This window comes from Streptomonospora alba (assembly GCF_000826685.1).
GTDB lineage: Bacteria > Actinomycetota > Actinomycetes > Streptosporangiales > Streptosporangiaceae > Streptomonospora > Streptomonospora alba.
Map to the genome: position 1 here is coordinate 120,888 of NZ_JROO01000031.1, position 22,557 is coordinate 143,444.

23 protein-coding genes are annotated in these 22,557 nt (G+C 71.9%); 17 read left to right on the top strand and 6 right to left on the bottom strand.

What is annotated here, in order from left to right; genetic code table 11:
- Positions 1–74 precede the first annotated feature (74 nt).
- Positions 75–872 carry an ABC transporter permease subunit gene (locus tag LP52_RS16575; RefSeq protein WP_040274744.1) on the bottom strand — a complete coding sequence of 266 codons (798 nt, stop codon included), beginning with the start codon at positions 870–872 and terminating at the stop codon, positions 75–77.
- Positions 859–1,800, bottom strand: a complete 942-nt coding sequence (locus LP52_RS16580; protein ID WP_040274746.1) for an ABC transporter ATP-binding protein — start codon at positions 1,798–1,800, stop codon at positions 859–861. The genes LP52_RS16575 and LP52_RS16580 overlap by 14 nt, the downstream gene beginning before the upstream one ends.
- Positions 1,801–2,639: 839 nt before the next feature.
- Here LP52_RS16580 and LP52_RS16585 point away from each other — a divergent pair.
- From LP52_RS16585 to LP52_RS16630, 10 genes are all read left to right on the top strand, one after another.
- Complete coding sequence (locus LP52_RS16585; protein WP_040274747.1) at positions 2,640–3,947, top strand: ammonium transporter; 1,308 nt, start codon at positions 2,640–2,642, stop codon at positions 3,945–3,947.
- 432 nt (positions 3,948–4,379) lie between these two features.
- Positions 4,380–5,609: a LolA-like protein gene (locus LP52_RS16590; protein ID WP_040274748.1), complete on the top strand. Its 1,230-nt coding sequence runs from the start codon at positions 4,380–4,382 to the stop codon at positions 5,607–5,609.
- Between the two features lie 100 nt (positions 5,610–5,709).
- On the top strand, positions 5,710–7,299 hold the full coding sequence (gene ffh / locus LP52_RS16595; protein WP_040274749.1) for a signal recognition particle protein: 1,590 nt from the start codon (positions 5,710–5,712) through the stop codon (positions 7,297–7,299).
- A 304-nt stretch (positions 7,300–7,603) separates the two neighbouring features.
- The gene (rpsP, locus tag LP52_RS16600) at positions 7,604–8,077 is read left to right on the top strand and encodes a 30S ribosomal protein S16 (protein ID WP_040274750.1); all 474 of its coding nucleotides are present in this window, start codon (positions 7,604–7,606) and stop codon (positions 8,075–8,077) included.
- A gap of 1 nt (position 8,078) precedes the next feature.
- A complete protein-coding gene (locus LP52_RS16605; RefSeq protein ID WP_040274753.1) occupies positions 8,079–8,321 on the top strand; it encodes an RNA-binding protein in 243 nt (80 codons plus the stop codon).
- A gap of 140 nt (positions 8,322–8,461) precedes the next feature.
- On the top strand, positions 8,462–8,974 hold the full coding sequence (rimM, locus tag LP52_RS16610; protein WP_040274754.1) for a ribosome maturation factor RimM: 513 nt from the start codon (positions 8,462–8,464) through the stop codon (positions 8,972–8,974).
- Between the two features lie 101 nt (positions 8,975–9,075).
- Positions 9,076–9,858: a tRNA (guanosine(37)-N1)-methyltransferase TrmD gene (trmD, locus tag LP52_RS16615; protein ID WP_040274756.1), complete on the top strand. Its 783-nt coding sequence runs from the start codon at positions 9,076–9,078 to the stop codon at positions 9,856–9,858.
- A 286-nt stretch (positions 9,859–10,144) separates the two neighbouring features.
- A complete protein-coding gene (rplS, locus tag LP52_RS16620; protein ID WP_040274758.1) occupies positions 10,145–10,489 on the top strand; it encodes a 50S ribosomal protein L19 in 345 nt (114 codons plus the stop codon).
- A gap of 262 nt (positions 10,490–10,751) precedes the next feature.
- Positions 10,752–11,537, top strand: coding sequence for a signal peptidase I (gene lepB / locus LP52_RS16625; RefSeq protein ID WP_084723264.1), 786 nt, complete (start codon positions 10,752–10,754; stop codon positions 11,535–11,537).
- A gap of 191 nt (positions 11,538–11,728) precedes the next feature.
- On the top strand, positions 11,729–12,052 hold the full coding sequence (locus LP52_RS16630) for a DUF2469 domain-containing protein (RefSeq protein WP_040274759.1): 324 nt from the start codon (positions 11,729–11,731) through the stop codon (positions 12,050–12,052).
- A 161-nt stretch (positions 12,053–12,213) separates the two neighbouring features.
- Here the strand turns inward: LP52_RS16630 and dprA are convergent, their stop codons facing one another.
- The 3 genes from dprA to LP52_RS16645 all read right to left on the bottom strand — a co-directional run bounded on the left by dprA (position 12,214) and on the right by LP52_RS16645 (position 15,501).
- A complete protein-coding gene (gene dprA, locus LP52_RS16635; RefSeq protein ID WP_084723265.1) occupies positions 12,214–13,458 on the bottom strand; it encodes a DNA-processing protein DprA in 1,245 nt (414 codons plus the stop codon).
- Between the two features lie 145 nt (positions 13,459–13,603).
- Positions 13,604–15,145, bottom strand: coding sequence for a YifB family Mg chelatase-like AAA ATPase (locus tag LP52_RS16640; protein ID WP_040274760.1), 1,542 nt, complete (start codon positions 15,143–15,145; stop codon positions 13,604–13,606).
- On the bottom strand, positions 15,145–15,501 hold the full coding sequence (locus LP52_RS16645; RefSeq protein WP_040274762.1) for a YraN family protein: 357 nt from the start codon (positions 15,499–15,501) through the stop codon (positions 15,145–15,147). The genes LP52_RS16640 and LP52_RS16645 overlap by 1 nt, the downstream gene beginning before the upstream one ends.
- A gap of 337 nt (positions 15,502–15,838) precedes the next feature.
- Here LP52_RS16645 and LP52_RS16650 point away from each other — a divergent pair, with 337 nt between their 5' ends.
- Together LP52_RS16650 and LP52_RS16655 are read left to right on the top strand one after the other, a co-directional pair.
- Positions 15,839–16,213 (top strand): RidA family protein, encoded by a 375-nt coding sequence (locus tag LP52_RS16650; protein ID WP_040274764.1) that lies wholly within the window; start codon positions 15,839–15,841, stop codon positions 16,211–16,213.
- Positions 16,210–17,115 carry a tyrosine recombinase XerC gene (locus LP52_RS16655; protein WP_040274765.1) on the top strand — a complete coding sequence of 302 codons (906 nt, stop codon included), beginning with the start codon at positions 16,210–16,212 and terminating at the stop codon, positions 17,113–17,115. The genes LP52_RS16650 and LP52_RS16655 overlap by 4 nt, the downstream gene beginning before the upstream one ends.
- Before the next feature lie 20 nt (positions 17,116–17,135).
- Here LP52_RS16655 and LP52_RS16660 read toward each other — a convergent pair whose 3' ends face one another.
- A complete protein-coding gene (locus tag LP52_RS16660; protein WP_084723267.1) occupies positions 17,136–17,663 on the bottom strand; it encodes a peptidoglycan DD-metalloendopeptidase family protein in 528 nt (175 codons plus the stop codon).
- A 371-nt stretch (positions 17,664–18,034) separates the two neighbouring features.
- Here LP52_RS16660 and rpsB point away from each other — a divergent pair, with 371 nt between their 5' ends.
- From rpsB to LP52_RS16685, 5 genes are all read left to right on the top strand, one after another.
- Complete coding sequence (gene rpsB, locus LP52_RS16665) at positions 18,035–19,003, top strand: 30S ribosomal protein S2 (RefSeq protein WP_040274766.1); 969 nt, start codon at positions 18,035–18,037, stop codon at positions 19,001–19,003.
- Positions 19,004–19,124: 121 nt separating this feature from the next.
- Entirely contained in the window at positions 19,125–19,961 is an 837-nt protein-coding gene (gene tsf / locus LP52_RS16670; RefSeq protein WP_040274767.1) for a translation elongation factor Ts, read from the top strand.
- Between the two features lie 187 nt (positions 19,962–20,148).
- Positions 20,149–20,877 carry a UMP kinase gene (pyrH, locus tag LP52_RS16675; RefSeq protein WP_084723270.1) on the top strand — a complete coding sequence of 243 codons (729 nt, stop codon included), beginning with the start codon at positions 20,149–20,151 and terminating at the stop codon, positions 20,875–20,877.
- Positions 20,878–20,935: 58 nt separating this feature from the next.
- Positions 20,936–21,493: a ribosome recycling factor gene (frr, locus tag LP52_RS16680; RefSeq protein ID WP_040274769.1), complete on the top strand. Its 558-nt coding sequence runs from the start codon at positions 20,936–20,938 to the stop codon at positions 21,491–21,493.
- Between the two features lie 203 nt (positions 21,494–21,696).
- On the top strand, positions 21,697–22,527 hold the full coding sequence (locus LP52_RS16685; RefSeq protein ID WP_052809943.1) for a phosphatidate cytidylyltransferase: 831 nt from the start codon (positions 21,697–21,699) through the stop codon (positions 22,525–22,527).
- Positions 22,528–22,557: the final 30 nt, after the last annotated feature.

Consider the following 22,557-nt stretch of genomic DNA (forward strand, 5'->3'; position numbering starts at 1 on the left):
GGGGAAACGGCACCCGCCGCCCCCCTTGGCTCACCTCGACCGCGCCACCGGCGCTCCGGTGCGCCGCTACACGCCTAGACGAGCACGTCGCGCCGGGCGAACCGGGCGGTCGCCGCGGCCGCCAGCACCAGCGGTACCGCGACAAGCACCGCCGTGTAACCGGGGTCGCCCCCGTTGACCAGCGGCTCGGGGTCGAGGGCGTAGTAGAACGGCGAGAGGAACCGCATCCACTCCAGCTGCTCCTGCTGCAGCGCGAAGGTGTTGCCCAGATAGCCCACCACCGCGAGCACCGCGGCGCCGGCGATCGCATGGGTCCGACGGCCGGTGACCGCGCCGACGGCCAGCGCGAGCGTGCCGTAGCAGAACCCGATCAGCGCCGTGGCCAGCGCCGCTGCCGCGAGCTTGGCCAGGGGGATCCCCAGATCCAGTGCCGGCCCCAGCGCCGCCAGCACCACCCAGATGGTGGCGCCCAGCAGCGCGGTGAACACCGCCAGCGCGGCGAAGCGCTGCACGACGACCCGGTACCGGCTGACGGGGTGGGTCAGGATCAGTTCCAGCGCGCCCTCTTCCTCCTCCCCGGCCACGGCGCGGGTGCCGAAGGCGATCGCCGCGATCGAGATGAGGATCGGGGTGAGCAGGCCGAAGACCGTCGCGCCGAGGTACCCCTCGGCCGTGGACAGGTCGCCCCAGCCCATGGCCTGCGCCAGTTGCGGCATCTGCTCGACGAAGGCGCCCATCGCCTCGCTGGTGTTCTCCATGGACGGCCAGAACGAGCTGTAGAGCGCGGTGACGGCGGCGACGCCGATCATCCAGCCGATGATGCCGCGGCGGCTGTCCATCAGGAACTTGCCGAAGATGTCACGCACCGGCATTGGAGCCCTCCTCCTGCGGCGCCGAGCCGCGGCCGTTGTTGTAGTGGGTGAAGAACAGCTCTTCCAGGTCGGGTTCCTCGCTGGTGAGGCTCAGCACGGTGCGGGTGGCCGCCTCTTTGATGAGTGCGTCGGGGCTTCCCTCGACGGTGCAGGTCAGCGTGGTGCCCTCCACCGAGGCGTCGCGTACGGGATCCAGGCGGGCGAAGGCCTGGGCGTCGACGGGCTCGGCGAAGGTCATGGTGACCCTGCGCAGCGCCCGCTCGCGGAGGTCGTCCATGTCCTCCAGTGCGACGATGCGTCCGGCGCGGATGATCGCCGCCTGGTCGGCCACGTCCTGGACCTCGCCGAGGACGTGGGAGGACATGAACACGGTGCGGCCGTCCTCGCGGACCTCGCGGACGAGGGCGAGGAACTCCTGCTGCAACAGCGGGTCGAGGCCGCTGGTCGGCTCGTCGAGGATGAGCAGTCGCGGCCGGTGCATGAACGCCTGCACCAGTCCGACCTTCTGCTTGTTGCCTTTGGACAGGCCGCGCACCGGCCGGTCCAGGTCGAGGGCGAACCGCTCGGCCAGGGACTCGATCTCGCGCCGGTCGACACCGCCGCGCAGACGGGCGAGGAACGACAGCAGCTCCCGTGCGGGGCGCCGGCTGGTCATGGGCAGTTCGCCCGGCAGGTAGCCGATGTCGCGGCGCAGGCGCACGCCGTCGCGGCGGGGATCCCCGCCCAGCAGGGTGACGTCGCCGGTGTCGCGGCGGATCAGGTCCAGCAGGATGCGGATGGTCGTGGTCTTTCCGGCCCCGTTGGGGCCCAGGAAGCCGAAGACGTCGCCTTCGGCGACGGCCAGGTCGACTCCCGACAGGGCGGTGTGGCGCCCGTAGCTCTTGGTCAGCCCGGTGCAGCTGATGACCGGTAGGGGATCGGCGGTCATGGCATGTCTCGATTCTGCGCTTGCCATCGGTTCCCGGCTCGGTCCGGGATGTCGCGTCGTCGTTCGCCGAGCGGGCGTGCCGTCGCCGGGCGGCGGCGGTGGGCGAACGTGTGGCCGCCCAGGCCGGCCGACTCCGCGCACGGCCGCCGCGGCCGTGTCGCGGAGCCGCCGGAGACCGGCTCGTGCCGCGGTGGACGGCGGTGGTGCGCAGAGTGCGCCGGATGGGGCGGGGTGCGGCGGGCGGCCGGTGCGCGGGGCCGGCGGCTGCTCGCCGACGTGGGCGGCCCGTCGCCGACACGCATGGCAGGGGCGCCGGCGAAACGCGCCGCCGCCCGGTCGCGTCAGGGGAGGAGTTCTCCGCCCGCCGCGCGCATGCGGGCCGGCCCATGGGCCTCGGGGGTCCGGTCGGCCGCCTGGGGCGGCGCCGCGTACCCCTCTGCTGTGGCCGCGGGCGGGTCCCGCGGGCTCTCTTCGGCCTTGAGCATCGCTCTTCGCGTTCATTCGAGGCGGATATACCTGCGCACCCTCAGCATCACCCGAACGAGGGCGCTTCAGCGTCCGCCTAGCGCGTTCTTAACGAAGACCGGGCGCCCCGGGGCCGCTCCGCTGTCCGATGCGCCGCCGATCGGCTGCCCGCACCCGCTCTGACCGCTTGGTTCACCATCGCTTAACACATGCGGCCATCTCTTTACGCCGGTGCAACACACGTGGCGGCGCTGGGAAACACACACCCCCGATCGTGGCGGTCGTGGTGATCTCGCCGGGCCCGACGACGTGCTCGCCGATCCATCCCTCGGACGAACCAGGCAATCCCCCGCCCGATCTGTGGAGGCGACGCAATGGAAGGCATCGACAGCGGTACCACCGCGTGGCTGCTGATCTCATCCGCACTCGTGATGCTGATGACCCCGGGTCTGGCCTTCTTCTACGGAGGCATGGCCCGCGCCAAGAGCGTGCTGAACATGATGCTGATGAGCTTCGCGAGCATCGCACTCGTCAGTGTCCTGTGGGTGCTCGTGGGCTACTCGCTCGCCTACGACTCGGCCGGGCCCTTCGTCGGCGGCCTGGGCTACCTGGGCGTGACCGGACTCATCAGCGACGTCAGCGGCGGTATCCCCGTTCTGCTGGACGTCGGCTTCCAGATGATGTTCGCGGTCCTGACCGTGGCCCTGATCAGCGGCGCCATCGCCGACCGTGCGAAGTTCGGCGCCTGGCTGCTGTTCGTACCGGTGTGGTCGGTCCTGGTCTACTCCCCGGTGGCCTACTGGGTGTGGGGCGACGGCTGGATCAGCGCCCTGGAGATCGGCGGCTACGAGGTCATCGACTTCGCCGGCGGTACCGCGGTCCACATCAACGCCGGCGCCGCCGCCCTGGCGCTCACCTTCGTGCTGGGCCGCCGCAAGGGCTTCGGATCGGAGTCCATGCGCCCGCACAACCTGCCCTTCGTTCTGCTGGGCGCGGCGCTGCTGTGGTTCGGCTGGTTCGGCTTCAACGCGGGCTCGGCCTACGCCGCCGACGGCGTCGCCGCCCTGGCCCTGCTCAACACCCAGGTCGCCACGGCCGCCGCCACCGGCGCCTGGATGCTGGTCGAGCGCATCCGCTACGGCAAGGCCACCGCTCTGGGCTTCGCCTCGGGCGCCATCGCCGGTCTGGTCGCCATCACCCCGGCCGCGGCCGACCTGACCCCGCTGGGCGCCGTCGCGCTGGGCCTGATCGCCGGCGCCGTCTGCGCCTACGCGATCAGCTGGAAGTACAAGTTCAAGTACGACGACGCCCTCGACGTGGTCGGCATCCACATGGTCGGCGGCATCATCGGCTCGCTGCTGATCGGCCTGCTGGCCGCCTCCTCGGCCGGCGGCTCGGCGGGCCTGCTCTACGGCGGCTCCTTCGGCCTGCTGGCCGTCCAGGCGATCGGCGTCGTGGGCGTCCTGGTCTACTCCTTCGTGGTCACCTTCGTCATCGCCAAGATCATCGACCTGGTGATGGGCTTCCGGATCCCCGAGCACGTCGAGACCAACGGCCTCGACGCGGAGCTGCACGACGAGACCGCCTACGCCTTCGACGAGCTGGACGAGCTCGAAGGCGGCGAGCCCTCCTCGCCGACGCCTCCGGGCGGGGAGGTGGCCTCACAGCAGGCGCGGTCCTAAGGCCGGCTCAACGTAGAGGCGGTGCGGCCGAGCCAGTGCCGTGAGGCGAACGCCGGGCCGGCGGGGAGCGGATCCCCGTCGGCCCGGACGTGTGCGGAGGGCGTGGGCTGCCTCACGCGTGCCGCGCCGCCGGAGCCCGCGTCCGAGGCCCCCGACTCCCGCCGCACACGCGGGGACGCGGCCGGGACCGGCCAGCGCCGTGTGCGGCCCGAGCGGCCGCGCGGCGCGTCGCGGGCCCGGCCGGTTGGGTACGCTTAGCCGCAACCACGAGGGCACCGGACACGCGCCGCGGCCCCCCGCCCGCCTCCCGCAGCATCGCGTGCCCTCCTGGTAGAACGTGCCCGGAGCCGAATCGGCGGCCCGCGCGTCCCATTCATCCAGCCCAGTTCCGCAGACACCACATGCACCCCATGGCAGGGGGCAGGAGGCAAGATGTCGCCGGCTCATCCCACTACACGCCGATCGCGCGGTTTCCCCACGTTCGCCGCAGCGGCGGCCGCTGTCGTGATCGGCTCGTCCGGCTGCTCCATCGACCTCAGCGAGTTCCGCCCCGGAGCAGGCGGTGAGGAGCCCTCGCCCTCGCCCACGCCCGTCAAGGCGGCCCCGCTGCTGCAATCGGCGCTGGACAGCCTGGGCCAACAGCCCGCCGTGGCCGTGCAGGGGCAGGTCTCCGAGGACGCCGACAGCCCGGTCAGCGACGTGTCGCTCACCACCACCGACGCCGGCACCGCCAACGGCACCGTGCAGACCAACGAGAATGAAGCCGAGGTCATGCAGGCCGACGGCAAGCTCTTCGCCAACGCACCCGACGCGTACTGGCTGGACAAGAACATCACCAACCCCGACGCCGACGACTACGCCGGCAGCTGGGTACGGCTGAACGGCGACCAGTTGGGCGTCGACCCCGCCGCCATGCTCGCGCCCACCGCGCTGGCCGACATCATCGGGTCGATGGCCCCCGCCGGCGGCAAGGCCGAGCTGGAGAACCTCGACGGCACCACCGCCTACCGGGTCGACCTGGCGGGCGGCGAGAGCAATCGGGTGTGGATCGGCGAGGAGTCCGGGGAACTGCTGCGCGCCGAGATCGAGGAGCTGACCCCCGAGGGCGCCGACTCGGGCCCGCGCACCCGGCTGGACTTCACCGTCCCCGAGGGCCCCGACGTGCAGACCCTCTACGACGACGTGCTGACCGTCGCCCAGGACGGGCTGAAGGGCGCGCCCGATGCGCGGATGGGCGTCAATTGGAGCGAGCAGCTGAGCCTGGACTGCCAGACGGGCGGTGCCTGTGAGGTCTCCGGTACCGCCGAGGACACCTCCTCCGGCGACGGCGAAGGCGACGACACCAGCGTCCTCGTGCGCATGGACGCCACGGTGGAGAACGACGAGCTGGGTTCCAAGGAGTGCAACGACTCCGCGCGGGTGAAGGCGGGCGGGACCGCGGACCTCTCCTGCGGCGTCAACTTCAGCCTGCAGCCGAGCACCTCGCCGGTGAGCTACGAGATGAGCGGCGACGCCCGCCTGTCCACCAGCGCGCTCAGCGGCGACGCCCGCAAGGACCTGATCGCGGCTGTGAAGGAGGAGCGCGACGCGGCCTCGGACGGCTCCTCGCCGTCGGAGGACGCCTCGGAGTCGCCCGCCGGGGAGGACTCGGCCGGCGACTGATGAGCCGCAGGTGCCGAACGCGCTTCCGCCGGGGCGCGTTCGGCGCGTCCCGGCAGGTAGCCTAGGAAGCCAATCCCGAGACGAAGGACTGGCCAAACTCGTGTTCGAGACGCTATCCGACCGGCTGACCTCGGTCTTCACCTCACTGCGCGGCAAGGGGCGGTTGTCCGAGGAGGACATCGACGCGACCGCGCGGGAGATCCGTCTCGCGCTGTTGGAGGCCGACGTCGCGCTCCCCGTCGTCCGCGCGTTCATCGCGCGGATCAAGGAGCGCGCCCAGGGCGCCGAGGTCTCCAAGGCGCTGAACCCGGCGCAGCAGGTCATCAAGATCGTCAACGACGAGCTCGTCGAGATACTCGGTGGCGAGACCCGTGAGCTCCGCTTCGCCAAGAACCCGCCGACGGTCATCATGCTCGCCGGCCTGCAGGGCTCGGGTAAGACCACGCTGGCGGGCAAGCTCGGGCGGTGGCTGGCGGCCGAGCGCAACACCCCGCTGCTGGTGGCCGCCGACCTCCAGCGTCCCAACGCCGTCACCCAGCTGCAGGTGGTGGGCGAGCGCGCCGAGGTGCCCGTGTTCGCGCCCGAGCCGGGCAACGGCGTGGGCGACCCCGTCGAGGTCGCGCGGGCCTCGGTCGAGCAGGCCCAGCACAACAACCACAACGTGGTCATCATCGACACCGCCGGACGCCTGGGCGTCGACAGCGAGATGATGCAGCAGGCCGCCGACATCCGCGATGCGGTCAGCCCCGACGAGATCCTGTTCGTCGTCGACGCGATGATCGGCCAGGACGCGGTCAACACCGCCCAGGCGTTCCTCGACGGAGTCGGCTACGACGCGGTGGCGCTGACCAAGCTCGACGGCGACGCCCGCGGCGGCGCCGCGCTGTCGATCCGCCACATCACCGGTCGGCCGATCATGTTCGCCTCCACCGGCGAGAAGCTCGACGACTTCACCCTGTTCCATCCCGACCGGATGGCCTCGCGCATCCTCGACATGGGTGACGTGCTCACCCTCATCGACAAGGCGCAGAGCACGTTCGAAGAGGACGAAGTCGCCAAGATGGCCAGCACGCTGGCCTCCGACGACGACTTCACCCTCGACGACTTCCTGCAGCAGATGGGCATGCTGCGCAAGATGGGGCCCATCAGCAACCTGCTCGGCATGATGCCGGGCATGTCGCAGATGAAGGACCAGGTCAACAACGTCGACGAGAAGGACCTCGACCGCATCACCGCGATCATCCGGTCCATGACCCCGGCCGAGCGCGGCAACCCCAAGATGATCAACGGGTCGCGGCGGCTGCGCATCGCCAACGGGTCGGGCACCGAGGTCAGCGACGTCAACGGGCTGGTCACACGCTTCTTCGAGGCGCAGAAGATGATGCGCCAGATGAAGAACAGCGGCATGCCGGGCATGGGAGGCGCGCCCGGTGCCGGCGGCGCGAGCCGCAAGAAGGCCAAGGGCCAGGCGAAGAAGGCCAAGAAGGGCAAGCAGCGCAGCGGCAACCCGCTCAAGGCCAAGGAGCAGGAGGCCGAGCGCGAGGCCGAGCGCGAGCGCCGCCGCGAGGAAGGCGGAGACGAGCAGTCCCCGCAGCTTCCTCCGGGCCTCGGCGGTGGGCAGCAGTTGCCTCCCGGCCTGGGCGGCGGCAACATGCCCGACCTGTCGAACTTCAAGCTGCCCAAGAAGTAGCGGGCGGAGCGGTCCCGGAGCGGTCCGCATCCGCTCCGGGACCCGCCCGGACCCGTCCTCCGCACGCGGAGGCGGCCGGGCAGGTCGGCGGTGAGGCGGCTCTCATGCCGGCTTGACCCGCCGAACACCTCGGCAACGCGCGTTGCGCACGTCGAGTTCTGGCACAATAAGTAGTTGACCAACGGTGTGATGGGCCGGCCCTCTAACTAGCCCGGGCACCTAACGTCCCCGCCTGAACACTCGGCCGCAACCCCACGCGGCACGATGACGGGCAATCGCATCGCAACTGGGAGATACCACACCCGTGGCTGTCAAAATCAAACTCAAGCGTATGGGCAAGATCCGTACGCCGCAGTACCGAATCGTCGTCGCCGACGCCCGTACCAAGCGCGATGGCCAGTCCATCGAGGAGATCGGGAAGTACCACCCGAAGGAAGAGCCGAGCTTCATCGAGGTGAACTCGGAGCGGGCGCAGCACTGGCTCTCCGTGGGGGCGCAGCCCACCGGCCCGGTCAAGACCATCCTGAAGCTGACCGGTGACTGGCAGCGGTTCAAGGGGCTGCCGGAGCCGCAGTCGCCTCTCAAGGTGGCAGAGCCCAAGGACAAGGAGGCCGAGGAGGCCGCCTTCCAGGCTGTGCTCAAGGAGATGGTGCTGCCGGACAACGAGTCCACCAAGGGCGGCGGCAAGTCGAAGAAGTCCTCCGGCTCGGAGAAGAACTCCGGCAAGTCCGAGAAGACCGCCGAAGACACGACCACGGAGCCTGAGGGCGAGGCCTGACGTGCTGGAAGAGGCGCTTGAGCACCTGGTCCGGGGCATCGTCGTGAACGCCGACGATGTCCAGGTGAGAGCCCGCAGGCTCCGCAAGGGCAAGGTGCTCGAAGTCCGGGTCCATCCCGACGACCTCGGGAAGGTCATCGGCCGCAACGGGCGCACCGCCAAGGCGCTGCGCACCGTCGTCGGCTCGCTGGCGGGCGGGCGCTACGTCCGCGTCGACCTGTTGGACCTGAACGAAGTGCGCTAAGCGCCGGTCCCGGCTCCGGCCGCCCCCCGCACCGCGGACGGTGCGGCCGGAGCCGGGACTTCCGCGCCGTTCTCCAGGAGCGGCGCGGCTCCGTCATGCGCGCGAAGCGCCTTTCGCGCACTCATAACCGCAGGAGGACGATGCGTCTCGTAGTCGGCCTGATCGGCCGCGCCCACGGGATCCGCGGCGAGGTGGCCGTGGAGGTGCGCACCGACGACCCCGACGCGCGCTTCGCGCCGGGATCCCTTCTGCACACCGACCCCGAGAGGGTCGGCCCGCTCACCGTGGCCTCGGTGCGCAGGCACGCGGGCCGCCTGCTGGTCCGCTTCAAGAACGCGGGCGACCGCTCCGCGGCCGAGGGACTGCGCGGCACCACCCTGCTCGTCGACTCCGCCGACGTCCCTCCCATCGGCGACCCCGACGAGTTCCACGACCACGAACTCATCGGCCTGCGGGCGGAGACCACCGAGGGCGCCGATGTGGGCACCGTCGCCGACGTCCTGCACAACGCACAGGACGTCCTGGTGATCACCGGTCCCGACGGATCCGAGGTCCTGGTGCCCTTCGTCCGCGACCTCGTGCCCGAGATCGACACCGGCGCCGGCCGCCTGGTGCTCGACCCGCCGCCCGGCCTGCTCGAACTGGGCGACTGACCCCCGGGTGCGCCGCCGGCGCGATCGCCGCTCGCATCCGTCCCTGACCGCATCGTCGGCGTCCCTCCGCCGCGCCCGCCGCCGGGAGCACCCGCACACCCATGCGCATCGACATCATCACCATCTTCCCCGACTACTTCGCGCCGCTGGAGCTGTCGCTCATCGGCAAGGCGCGGGCGGCGGGCATCCTCGACATCCGGCTGCACGACCTGCGGTCCTGGACCCACGATCGGCACAGCACCGTCGACGACACCCCCTACGGCGGCGGGCCGGGCATGGTCATGAAGCCCCAGCCCTGGGGCGAGGCCCTCGACTCGGTCACCGCCGGCGCGGACGCGCCGCCGCGGCTGGTGCTGCCTACCCCCAGCGGGACCCCGTTCACCCAGGAGCACGCCAAGCGGCTGTCCCGGGAACCGTGGCTGGTCCTCGCCTGCGGGCGCTACGAGGGAGTCGACGCCCGGGTACCCGCCGACGCGGAGCGGCGCATGCCGGTGGAGGAGGTGAGCATCGGCGACTACGTGCTGGCCGGCGGCGAGTCGGCCACCCTGGTCATCGTCGAGACGGTCTCACGGCTGCTGCCGGGGGTGCTGGGCAACGCGGAGTCGGCGGTGCAGGACTCGTTCGCGTCAGGGGCCATGGAGAACCTGCTGGAGGGGCCGGTATACACCAAGCCGGCGCAGTGGCGCGGCCAGGAGGTGCCGCCCGTGCTGCTGTCGGGCGACCACGGCGCGGTGGACCGCTGGCGGCGCCACGAGGCGCTGCGCAAGACCGCCCGCAACCGGCCCGAGCTGCTGCGGGAGCTGGCCGCGCGGCGCATGGACGAGTTGGAGCGCAGCGATCGCGAGCTGCTGCTTGAGCTGCTGGAGCAGATGCCGGGCGAATAGCCGCCGGAGGGCCCGGGCCTGCGCGGAAGCGGCCCGGGGAAGGAGCGGGCGCCTGTACCCAGGGGCCTCGCGCGGAGGCGGCCGGGCTTGGTTGCAGAGTGGTTCCCAACCTGTGGCAGACTAGGGGAGTTGCCCCTGCCGTCGCGCGTTGTTCGCATGCCGCCGTTTCACTTCGGGCGGCCGCGCAGACCCGGCAGAGGCGCACCGTAGGACCCCAGCAGCAGATCCGCCCGCGCGAACCGCACTGTCCGTCGCCGCGGCGCGCAATCGATGAGGAACCGCTGAGATGCACACCGCTATTCAGGAAATTGAGAAAGCCCAACTGCGCTCGGACATTCCCGATTTCCGCCCGGGCGACACGCTGAACGTGCACGTGCGCGTTACCGAGGGGAACCGCTCGCGCGTCCAGGTTTTCAAGGGCGTCGTGATCCGGCGCCAGGGAGCAGCCAACCGCGAGACGTTCACCGTCCGCAAGATCAGCTACGGCGTGGGCGTGGAGCGCACCTTCCCGGTGCACACGCCCGTGATCGAGAAGCTGGAGATCGTTCAGCGCGGCCGTGTCCGCCGGGCGAAGCTCTACTACCTGCGTCACCTGCGCGGCAAGAAGGCCCGCATCCCCGAGCGCCGCTGAGCGTCCGATCGTGCGGCACGTCGCATCTCGACTGTGGCTTTTCCGACACGCAGTGCCGCGCTCGGATAGGCTTCGGTTCCGATGACCAACGAAGAATCGGCCTTCGGTGCGGCGTCTGCGCAGTCGTCCGCGCCGGCGGCACCCGGTCCCGCGGCTCTGGCTCTCCCGTGCGTCCGCGCGGGGGAGCCAAAGTCATGTCGGGGCGGCGTGCCCGGCGAGGGCCGATGCAGCGGGTGAGGCCGAAGCCGAGAGCGGGGGTTCGATGAACGCCAAGGGTGAGAGCACGGACGAGAAGGCGCAGAAGTCGGGGTCGTTCTGGAAGGAACTGCCCCTTCTCATCGCCATCGCGCTCGTCTTGGCCTTCGTCATCCGCACCTGGATCGCTCAGCCGTTCTTCATCCCCTCGGGGTCGATGGAGAACACGCTGCTCGTCGGCGACCGGGTGGTCGTCAACAAGCTGGTGTACCAGGTACGCGAGATCAAGCACGGCGAGGTCGTCGTGTTCAACGGCGAGGGGTCCTGGGACGCCGGGCCGAGCATGGCCGAACCCGACGCGTCGGCCAACCCGGTGGCCCGCGCGTTCAACTGGGTCGGCCAGCAGTTCGGGCTCGCTCCCAACGGCCGCGACTACATCAAGCGCGTGATCGGTGTGCCCGGCGACACGGTGGCGTGCTGCGACGCCCAGAACCGGGTCACGGTCAACGGTGAACCCCTGAACGAGCCCTATCTGTTCCCCGGAAGCCTGGAGGACCCGCGGGAGTTCGGGCCGGTGACGGTGCCCGAGGACCATGTCTGGGTGATGGGCGACCACCGGGGCGCCTCCAACGACTCGCGCACGCACCAGGAAGAGCCGGGCGGGGGCGCGGTGCCCATGGACCACGTGGTGGGGCGCGCGTCGCTGATCGTGTGGCCCGTCGACCGCTGGAGCACCCTGCCCGCGCCGGAGACCTTCGAACAGATCGAGGGGAACGGCTCAGCGAAGCCCGACAGCGAGGACGCCCAGGGTTCCGGGGAACCCGCGGGTGCCGAGGCCACGGGCGGCGCTTGAGCCTGCGCGGCGCCGACGGGGCGTCCGCGCGACCGCCGCGTGTGCGCGGTCCGCTTCCGGACGGTTGACACGTGGCGCATCATGGTTTCTGTGAGTTGATTGCACAACGCGGGATCCCGTTCCCGCGAGACCCCATAGGCGAAGGGGGCCGGGCCGCTCAACCGGGACTGCACGACGAAAGCGAGCGCGAAATGAGTTCTGAGGACCTGGAGAAGTACGAGGCCGAGATGGAGCTGCAGCTCTATCGGGAGTACCGCGACGTCGTCGGCCTCTTCAGCTACGTGGTCGAGACGGAGCGCCGGTTCTACCTCACCAACCACGTGGATCTGCAACCCCGCAGCACCGAGAACGGTGAGATGTACTTCGAGGTCACGATGGAGGACGCCTGGGTGTGGGATATGTACCGCCCCGCCCGGTTCGTTCGGAACGTGCGCGTGGTGACGTTCAAGGACGTCAACGTCGAGGAGATCACGAAGTCCGATCTGGAGGTCCCCGCAACGGGCAGGCCCCAATAACCGATACAGCCCCTGCGCCGCCGGGCCGCGCGTCACAGCGCGACCCGGCGGCGTTCGCGTGTCGGGCGATGGGCGATGCGCCGCGCACGGTGAAGCCGGGCGGCGCGTCCCGCCGCCGGAGCAGAGCGTGCCGGTCCGATCGATGCGCTCCGCCGGCCGCGTCACGCTCCTGGGAGCTTGCCCGGGGCGGGCCGCGGGCCGTTGCGAGCGCGCCAGCCCGAGGCGCCGCGTTCGACGAATCCGCCGGCGGCGAGTAGACCCAGGCTGCTCAGAGCCGTATCGAGTCCGACGCCGGCGGCCTCGGCGACGGAGGCCGTCCCGGAGCAGGTGCGCCGGGGCACCGCGTCGAGCACGCGGCGGGCCGTGTCGTCGAGCGCGTCGCGGTCGAGTGCGGTGCCGCCCGCACCGGCACGCAGATCGGCACCGATCCGGCCGACCTGCTCGACGACGTCGTCGGTATCGGTGACGCAGACCGCGGCGCCGTCGCGGAGCAGCCGATGGCACCCCGCCGACAGCGCCGAGGTGACCGGGCCCGGCACGGCCATGACGGCGCGGTGCAGCTCCTGGCCGTGGCGCGCGGTGTTGAGGGCCCCGCTGCGCAGTCCCGCCTCGACGACCACGGTGCCGGGCGTGAGCGCGGCGATGATGCGGTTGCGCACCAGGAACCCGTGCCTGCTGGGCGGAGCGCCGGGCGGGTGCTCGCTGACGAGCGCTCCGCGCGCGGCGATGTCGGCGAAAAGGCCCTCGTTCCCGCGGGGATAGGAGAGGTCCAGACCGCAGGCGAGGACCGCCACCCCCGGCGCCGCGGCGGCGAGGCCGCCGCGGTGTGCCGCGGAGTCGATGCCGTAGGCGCCGCCGGAGACCACCGCCCACGAGCGCTGCCCCAGCCCCCAGGCGAGATCGGCCGCCACGTGCAGGCCGTAGGCCGTCGCCGCGCGCGCTCCCACGATCGCCACCGAGCGCAGGCAGGCGTGCCGCAGGTCGTGGGCGCCGCGGACCCACAGTGCGTAGGGGCGGCGCCGCCCGAGCTGATCGAGCTGGGTGGGCCAGCCGGGATCGCCCGGCACGATCAGCCGGCAGCCGAGTTCGACGGTCGCCGCCAGCAGTGCGTCGGCGTCGAGCCGGGCCGCGCGCTCGCACCAGCGTGCGGCCCGCTGGGCGACGGCGCCGGCGCGGGCACCGGTCGGCGCGGGCGGACTCTCGCCGCCGCGCAGTGTCCGCCAGACGACTCCCGCGCCGTACTCCTCGAGAAGGGCTCCCATGGCGGGGTCGCCGGGATCGGCGACGGCGGTCAGGCAGGCGCGGGCCGTGGCGTCGTCGCCGGCCGAACCGCAGGGCCCTGCGGGCGGCTCCGGCGGAGGTTCCTCGTCTTCGGTCCGGGACGGCGGGATGTCGGGGTGCGTCATGGCCGTGGCGGCGTCGCGGCCGACGGAGGGTCGGCAGCGGCGCCGCCTTCCTCCCTTCGCGGGTGAGGGCAAGCGGGACTCCGGCGTCCGTGCGGATGTGCACCCGGGCCGGAGGGGCGGTGGGGATGACGATGCGGGCGGAACGTCACTGCGCTCTGCCGGTCCACAGGGCGTAGGCGTAGGCGGTGTCTTCGGTGGTGGGTTCGGGGCGGCCGGCCAAGTCGGCGAGGGTCCAGGAGACCCGCAGGGAGCGGTCGAGGCCGCGTGCGCTGATCTCGCCGCGTTCCAGGGCCGTGGCGAGGACGCGCATCGCCGCGGGCGCGACGGGGAAGCGCCGGCGCAGCTCGGCGCCCGGAACCGCCGCATTGGTGTTCCACGGTGTGCCCGCCAGGCGCGCGGTGGCGCGGCCGCGGGCCTTGGCGACCCGCTCGGCGACGGTGGCCGAGGACTCCGCATAGGCCCGGTCGGCCAGCAGTTCGGCGTGGGCGACGGGCAGCAGTTCGACCTTGAGGTCGACCCGGTCCAGCAAGGGCCCGGACAGCCGGGCGAGATAGCGGCGACGCTGGGTGGAGGAGCAGGTGCAGGCGTTGCCGGCCTTGCCGCAGGGGCACGGGTTGGCGGCCAGAACGAGCAGGAAGCGGGCGGGGAACCGCACGGTCGCCGCGGAGCGCGCGACGGTGACCTCGCCGGTCTCCAGCGGCTGGCGCAGTGAGTCGAGCACGCCCCGCGCGAACTCGGGGGCCTCGTCGAGGAACAGCGCACCGCGGTGCGCCAGGGAGACGCATCCCGGGCGCAACCGGGTGCTGCCGCCGCCGACGATGGCGGCACGGGTGGCCGTGTGGTGGGGCGCGCAGAACGGCGGATCGACGATCAGCGGCGAGCGGTCGGGCAGCATGTCCGCCGCCGAGTGGACCGCGGTCACCTCGATGGATTCCTCCGACGACAGCTGCGGCAGCACGGTGGGAAGGCGTTCGGCGAGCAGGCTCTTGCCGGTGCCCGGCGGACCGATCATCATCAGGTTGTGGCCGCCCGCCGCGGCGACCTCCACGGCGCGCCGGGCCACGGGTTGGCCCAGCACGTCGGCGAGGTCGGGCTTGCGGGCGTCGGCGGCGTCGGCCGGATCGTCGCGCGCCGGGGCCGAGCCGTCCTCCTCGGCGAAGGGCTCGGAGGAGGGCTCGCCGCGCAACCGCGCCAGGAGATCGCTCAACGAGGAGACCGCCACCACCTCGACCCCGGGCACCAGCCCCGCTTCGGCCGCGTTGCCGCGGGCGACGACGAACGTCCTGCACCCGCAACGTGTCCCGGCGAGTACGGCGGGGAGCACGCCGCTGACCGCGCGCGTGCGGCCGTCGAGCCCGAGCTCGGCCATGACCACGGCGCTGTGCAGCGGCATCGCGGGCGCGGCGCCTTCGGCCGCCAGCACGGCGGCGGCGATCGCGAGATCGAACCCGCTGCCGCGCTTGGGCAGGCTGGCCGGCGACAGACTGATCGTTATGTGCCCCTCAGGCCATTGCTCGCCGGAGTTGACCACGGCGGCCCTGATGCGGTCGCGGGCCTCGCGCAGGGCGGTGTCCGGCAGGCCGACGATGGTGACGCCGGCGGGGCCGTCTCCCAGGTGGGCCTCGATCTCGACGATGTGCCCGTCGACGCCGATCAGCGCCATGGAGCGGGTGCGGGCCAGCGCCATCAAGCCACCCCCTGGTGGTGGCGGACGAACACGCGGTCGCCGTGCAGTACCAGGACGCAGACCACGTCGATGCGCATCGGCCTGCCGCCGGCGCGGTGAGCAGCGGCCCAGCGCCGCGCCAGTCGTCGCAGGCGCCGCCGCTTGGTCGCGGTGACCGCCTCAAGCGGTGAGCCGAACCGCAGGCTGGTGCGGGTCTTGACCTCGGCGACGATGATGGTGGCGCCCTGACCGGCCACGATGTCGATCTCGCCCTCGGGGCAGCGCCAGTTGCGCGCCAGGATGCGCAGACCGCGGCGCACCAGGTAGGCCGCTGCCGCCTCCTCGCCCCTCAGGCCGAGTTCGGCTCTGCGGCGCACGCGGGCGGGCGAAAGGCCGGGGGCGGTGTCGTGGCCAGGGCGTGGGGCGGCGCGCACTGAGCGGCGGGAGGAACTCATACTCCCAGCGTGATCGGCCCGCATCCGGGGCTCCAGGCCGATTCGCGGGCTGTGGACAACTTCGTGCGGGGGAGCGCCTCGGCGCTGCGGAGGCGCCCCCGAGGCGGGGGAGGCGAGGCGGTGATGCGGCGGGACCGGCGAAGCGGCCCGCTCGGCGGGGTTCACGGGGGCCGACGCCGGGGAAAGGGCTTGCACCGAGGGCCCCGGGTGTTCCACGTTGGGCGAAGGCGGAGTGCAGCAGCGGGCGAGGGGGTGACGCATGGCGCAGAGTCGCAGCGACGCCGTCGTGGCCGATGGCCCGCTGGTGTTCGTCTCGGGGCAGGCGCCGATCGCCGCCGGCGGCACGGTCGCCGACGGAGACGCCGCAGCCCAGGCCCGGCAGGCCCTGCACAATGTCGGCGCGGTGCTGGCCGAGCACGGAACCGACGTCCGCCATCTGGTCAAACTCACCTGCTATCTGCGCCACACAGCCGATCTGGAGGACGTGCGCCGGGCCGCCGACGCGTATCTGGACCACGAGCCCCGCCCCGCCTGCACCCTGGTCGAGGTCAGCGGGCTGGAGGACCCCCGGTTCCTGATCGAGGTCGACGCCGTGGCGCGGCTTCCGCGCGACCGCCCTGCGGGGGAGCGATGAGCGGCGAATCGGCCGAGCGGCGCGAGCTGCTGGAGGACCTGCGCGGGCATCTGGCGGTGGACCGGTCGCCGCACACCGTGCGCGCCTACCTCGGCGACGCCCGCGCGCTGCTGGACCACCTCGACGAGGCCGGTCGCGGCCTCGGCGGCCTCGACCTCGCGGCGCTGCGCGACTGGCTGGCCCGAATGCACGATCGGGGCGCCGGGCGCTCGACCATGGCGCGGCGGGTGGCGGCCGCCCGCGTGTTCACGGCGTTCCTGTACCGCACCGGCCGCATCGCCCACGATCCCGGCCCCCAGCTCGCGGCGCCGCGAGCGCACCGGTCGCTGCCCGAGGTCCTCGGCCAGAGCGAGACCGCCGCAGCGCTCGCCGAGGACCGGCCGCCGGGCGCCGGCACCGACCCGGCGGGCCTGCGCGGCCGCGCCGTGGTCGAACTCCTCTACGCCACCGGCATCCGCGTGGCCGAGCTGTGCGCGCTTGACGTCGACGACATCGACCGTGATCGCCGCACCGTGCGTGTCCAGGGCAAGGGCGGCAAGGAGCGGGTGGTGCCGGTGGGCGCGCCCGCCCTTGAGGCGCTGGACGCCTGGCTGCTGGAGGGCCGCCCGCATCTGACCGCCCCACCCGGCGGGCCCGCACTGTTCCTCGGCGCGCGCGGAGGGAGGCTGGGAACCCGCTCGGCCCGCCGCGACGTGCACGCCTACCTGCGGGCGCACGGCACCGACTCCGCTCCCCACGGCCTGCGCCACAGCGCGGCCACCCACCTGCTCGACGGGGGAGCCGACCTGCGCAGCGTGCAGGAGATACTCGGACACGCATCGCTGTCGAGCACCCAGATCTACACCCACGTCTCGATCGAGCGCCTGACCCGGACCTACAACCAGGCGCACCCGAGGGCGTGACCGCCGTGGCGAGCGCCGGATCACCGCGCGGTCGTGAGCGGCAGCAGCCGCACCCGGCCCGTCCCCAGCAGCCCAAGCGGGTCGAGGTAGGTGTCGCCGCGCCGGAGTCCCCAATGCAGGCAATGACGCGCGCCGCAGTGCGGCCGGACCGCGGCCACGGCCGCCACCGCCTGGCCCGCCGCGACGCGGCGGCCGCGCTCCACGCGCGGCTCGACCGGCAGGTAGGTGGTGCGCAGGCCGCCGTGGGAGACGCTGACCACACCGGTTCCGGCCACGGACCCGGCGAAGGCGACCCGGCCCGCCGCCGCGGCGCGCACCTCGGCGCCTGGCTCGGCGGCCAGGTCGACGCCCCGGTGACCGGCAAGCCAGCGTTCCGGTGGCGGATCGAACGGCCGCAGCACGCGCACGGGGCCCTCCAACGGGGCCTGCCACGGCCCCTCCCACGCTCGTGCGGGCGCGCCGCCGAGGGCGGCCGCGAGCACGAGTGCCGCCGGCGCGCACGCCAAGGCGCGGAGCGGGCGGTGGGAGCGCAAGCGGTGCGTCGTCATGGCTTCATCCTGATCCGCCCGCCGCCGCCCGGCCACGCGGACGGGCGGCCTGTGGACGAACGCGCGCGATGCGCCCCTGCGCCGCTCCCGTATCCGCGTCCCGCGCCCGAGCACGAGCCGGGCATGGGATGGCGGCCCGGCCGCTCGGCGGTCCTTGACACACACGAAGGCCGCCGATAGGCCCCGACGCACCCCGAGGGCGGCTAGAATTCCAGGAGGCTCACCGAGCCGACCAATACGCACGCTTCCGTGCCTTCCCAGGGAGGGGGCCGCTCTTACGGTCCGTAGCGCCGAGGGCGATGCGGCTGAGCGGTCGGGGCGTCAGGAACAACCGGGGCGGGACGAACCCGCCGTACTAGGAGGACCGAGTCATGGCCACAGTCGTGACCATCCGGCAGCTGCTGGAAAGCGGTGTGCACTTCGGGCACCAGACGCGGCGCTGGAACCCGAAGATGAAGCGCTTCATCTTCACCGAGCGCAACGGCATCTACATCATCGACCTGCAGAAGTCGCTGTCCTACATCGACCGCGCCTACGAGTTCGTCAAGGAGACGGTGGCCCACGGGGGCACCATCCTCTTCGTCGGCACCAAGAAGCAGGCGCAGGAGGCCATCGACGAGCAGGCCCGTCGTGTCGGGATGCCCTACGTGAACCAGCGTTGGCTGGGCGGCATGCTCACCAACTTCTCCACCGTCCACAAGCGGCTCCAGCGCCTCAAGGAGCTCGAGGAGATCGACTTCGACGACGTCGCCGCCTCGGGGCTGACGAAGAAGGAGCTGCTGGGGCTGCGCCGTGAGAAGGACAAGCTGGAGCGCACGCTCGGCGGTATCCGCGACATGGCCCGCGTGCCCAGCGCGGTGTGGATCGTGGACACCAAGAAGGAGCACATCGCGATCAGCGAGGCGCGGAAGCTGAACATTCCGGTCGTCGCGATCCTGGACACCAACTGCGACCCCGACGAGGTCGACTACCCGATCCCGGGCAACGACGACGCCATCCGCAGCGTCAGCCTGCTGACCCGTGTGGTCGCCGACTCGGTCGCCGACGGCCTGCTCGCCCGCTCGGGCGCCTCCGCAGGCACCGGTGCCGAGAAGGCCCCCGAGGAGCCGCTGGCCGAGTGGGAGCGCGAGCTGCTGGAGAAGGGCGAGGCCGCTGCCACGGCGCCGGCCGCCGAGGCCGCCGAAGCCGCGCCGGCGCCGGCCGCTGCCGCCGCCGAGGCTCCCGCGGCTGAGGCCGCGCCGGAGCAGCCCGCCGCTGAGACGGCGCCGGAGCAGCCCGCCGAGGCCGCCCCCGCCGCCGAGGCTCCCGCGGCTGAGGCCGAGGGCTCGAAGGAAGCCTGACGCCCCTCAGGTGATCGTCGGCTCCCCGCGCCGCTCCGGGCGCGGGGAGCCTCCCCGGGTCGTGTCCGGCTCGGGACCTGTGAGACCCGTCGACCCATACCAAGGGGATTAGAGAACAGCCATGGCGAACTACACCGCCGCCGATGTGAAGAAACTGCGCGACCTTACGGGCGCGGGCATGATGGACTGCAAGAAGGCGCTGGAGGACAGCGACGGCGACTTCGACAAGGCCGTCGAGTTCCTGCGCGTCAAGGGCGCCAAGTCCGTCGGCAAGCGCGCCGAGCGCACCACCACCAACGGGCTGGTCGCCCTTCAGCAGGACGGCGACACCTCCGCCGTGCTCGTCGAGCTGGGCTGCGAGACGGACTTCGTCGCCAAGAACGACCAGTTCCAGAAGCTGGCCGCCGACGTCGCCGAGTTCGTGGCCGCCAACGACGTCGAGGACCTCGCCGCCCTGGCCAACAGCCAGTTCTCCGACGGCAAGACCGTGCAGAGCGTCATCGAGGAGCACAGCGCCGTCATCGGCGAGAAGCTGGAGCTGCGCCGCTTCGCCAAGTATGAAGGCGCCTACGTCGCCAGCTACCTGCACAAGTCCGACCCGGACCTGCCCCCGAGCATGGGCGTGCTCGTCGAGCTGGACAAGCCCGACGCCGAGGTCGGCAAGGACCTCGCCCAGCAGATCGCCGCGCTCGCGCCCGGCTACGTGAGCAAGGACGACGTCCCCGAAGAGACCGTCGAGAGCGAGCGCCGCATCGCCGAGGCGACCGCCCGCGAGGAGGGCAAGCCCGAGCAGGCGCTGCCCAAGATCATCGAGGGCCGCGTGAACGGCTTCTTCAAGGACGCGACGCTGCTCGCCCAGCCGTTCGTCAAGGACAACAAGAAGACGGTCCAGCAGATCGTCGACGAAGCCGGCGTCACCGTCCGCCGCTTCGTGCGCTTGAAGGTCGGCCAGTCCTAGTCCGTTTGACATGATGGAGGTGTCGGGGTGCACAGCGCCCCGGCACCTTCGGTGGATCAGGCGGGGCTCGGCCCGGCGGACGCTCGGGCGCCCCGCATTCGCATAACCACTCGGGGGAACCAGAAGGAGGCCGAGCGCCGTGTCGGAGACCGAAGGCCATACCGCCGCGGAGGTCCCAGCCATGCACATGCACGACTCCGGCTGGGACCGTGTCGTACTGAAGCTGTCCGGTGAGGCGTTCTCCGGCGGTGAGGATCTCGGTATCGACGCCGCGGTCGTGGAGTACCTCGCCGAATCGATCGCGGCCGCGGTGGCCGAGGGCATCGAGGTCGCCGTGGTCGTCGGCGGCGGCAACATGTTCCGCGGCGCCGCGATGTCCGAACGCGGCATGGAGCGCGGCCGGGCCGACTACATGGGGATGCTGGGCACGGTCATCAACTGCCTGGCGCTGCAGGACTTCCTGGAGCGCCAGGGGGTCGAGACCCGTGTCCAGACCTCCATCCACATGAGCCAGGTCGCCGAGGCCTACATCCCGCGCCGGGCGGTCCGCCATCTGCAGAAGGGCCGCGTCGTGATCTTCGGCGCAGGCCTGGGCGCGCCGTTCTTCTCCACCGACACCACGGCCGCTCAGCGGGCCCTGGAGATCGGTGCGCAGGCTGTGCTCAAGGGGACCCAGGTCGACGGGGTCTACGACTCCGACCCGCAGCGCAACCCCAACGCGGTCAAGTTCGACCGCCTGGAGTACAACGAGGTGCTGACCCGCGGCCTGAAGGTCATGGACGCGACAGCGGTCAGCCTGTGCATGGACAACGGTCTGCCCATCGTCGTCTTCGACCTGATGGGCGAGGGCAACATCATCCGTGCGGTACGGGGCGAGAAGATGGGCACCATCGTGTGCCCGGCCGACCACAGCTGACACGGCGCCGACCTCCGACAGCCCGACAGATGGACTGAAGCGACACACGGGAGCCGCAATGACCGAAGAGACACTCCTCGAAGCCGAGGAGAAGATGGAAAAGGCCGTCGTGGTCGCCAAGGAGGACTTCGCCGCGATCCGCACGGGCCGCCCCGGCCCGGCGCAGTTCAACAAGATCACGGCCGAGTACTACGGCGCCCAGACCCCGATCAACCAGCTCGCGTCGTTCGCGGTTCCCGAACCGCGCATGGTGGTCGTGTCCCCGTTCGACAAGTCCTCGATGCAGGCGATCGAGAAGGCCATCCGCGAGAGCGACCTGGGAGTCAACCCCTCCAACGACGGCAACGTCATCCGGGTGGTCTTCCCCGAGCTCTCGGAGGAGCGCCGCAAGGAGTACATCAAGGTGGTGCGCAGCAAGGCCGAGGACGCCCGCGTGTCCATCCGCAACATCCGGCGCCACGCCAAGGACTCGATCGACAAGTCCGTCAAGGCCGGCGAGATCGGTGAGGACGAGGGCCACCGCGGCCAGGAGGAGCTCGAGGAGATCACGCACAAGTACGTCGCGGAGATCGACGAGCTGCTCCGGCACAAGGAATCCGAGCTGCTCGAGGTCTAGCCCCCGTGACGTTCATAGATCCCGGATCCGAGCAGGACGACGATCGCGGGAGAGCCGACCCGCCGCCCGCCGATTCCGGCGCGTCCGAGGACGCCGGGGACGCCGCGGGGTCGTCCGCGCGCAGCCGCGACGGCGTACCGGAGGAGGGCGGACGGGGCGCTCCCGAGGACGACGCCGCCGACGACGCCCGTCAGCGCTTCGTCCTGCACAAGCCCGACGGCGAGCCCGTGCGCACCGGCCGCAACCTGCCGGTGGCCATCGCCAGCGGTGTGGCCCTGGGCGCGCTCGTCCTGCTGTCGATCTACCCCTTCTCGGCCGGGTTCGTGGCGATCACCGCCGCCGCGACGCTCATCTGCCTGCGTGAGCAGAACCGCGGACTCGGCGCCCACGGGGCGCGGCTCGCGCTGTGGCCGCTGGCGCTGGGCGGCGCGGCCATGCAGGTGTGCGCCTACTTCGGCGGCGCCGAGTGGCTCGTGGGCGCCACGGCGCTGACGGCCGTCGGAGCGCTCGCGTGGCGGCTGCGGGACGGAGCCGAGGGCTATGTCCGCGACATCGCCGCGAGCCTGCTCGCCCTCGGCTACATCCCCTTCCTCCTTGCGACCTGGCAGCTGCTGATCGCCACACCCGGCGACGGCCAGGAACGGCTGATCGCGTTCATCATCGTCACGATCAGCAGCGACATCGGCGGCTACTTCGCCGGGATCCTGATGGGCCGGCACAAGATGGCGCCGGTGATCAGCCCGAACAAGACCTGGGAGGGCTTCTCGGGCTCGGTGCTCGCCTGCATGATCGCGGGCGCGCTGACGGTGGGGCTGATGCTCGACGGCCCCGTGTGGGCGGGGGCGGTGCTGGGCGTGGCAGTGGTGCTGGCCGCCACTGTGGGCGACCTGATCGAGTCGCTGCTCAAGCGCGACCTGGGACTGAAGGACATGGGCCGGTTCATGCCCGGCCACGGGGGCCTGCTGGACCGGGTGGACTCGCTGCTGATCGCCGGCCCGGTCGCCTGGATCGTGCTCAGCCTGCTGGTGCCCTGAACCCGCTGCCGCCCCCGCCCGGTCGGCGGC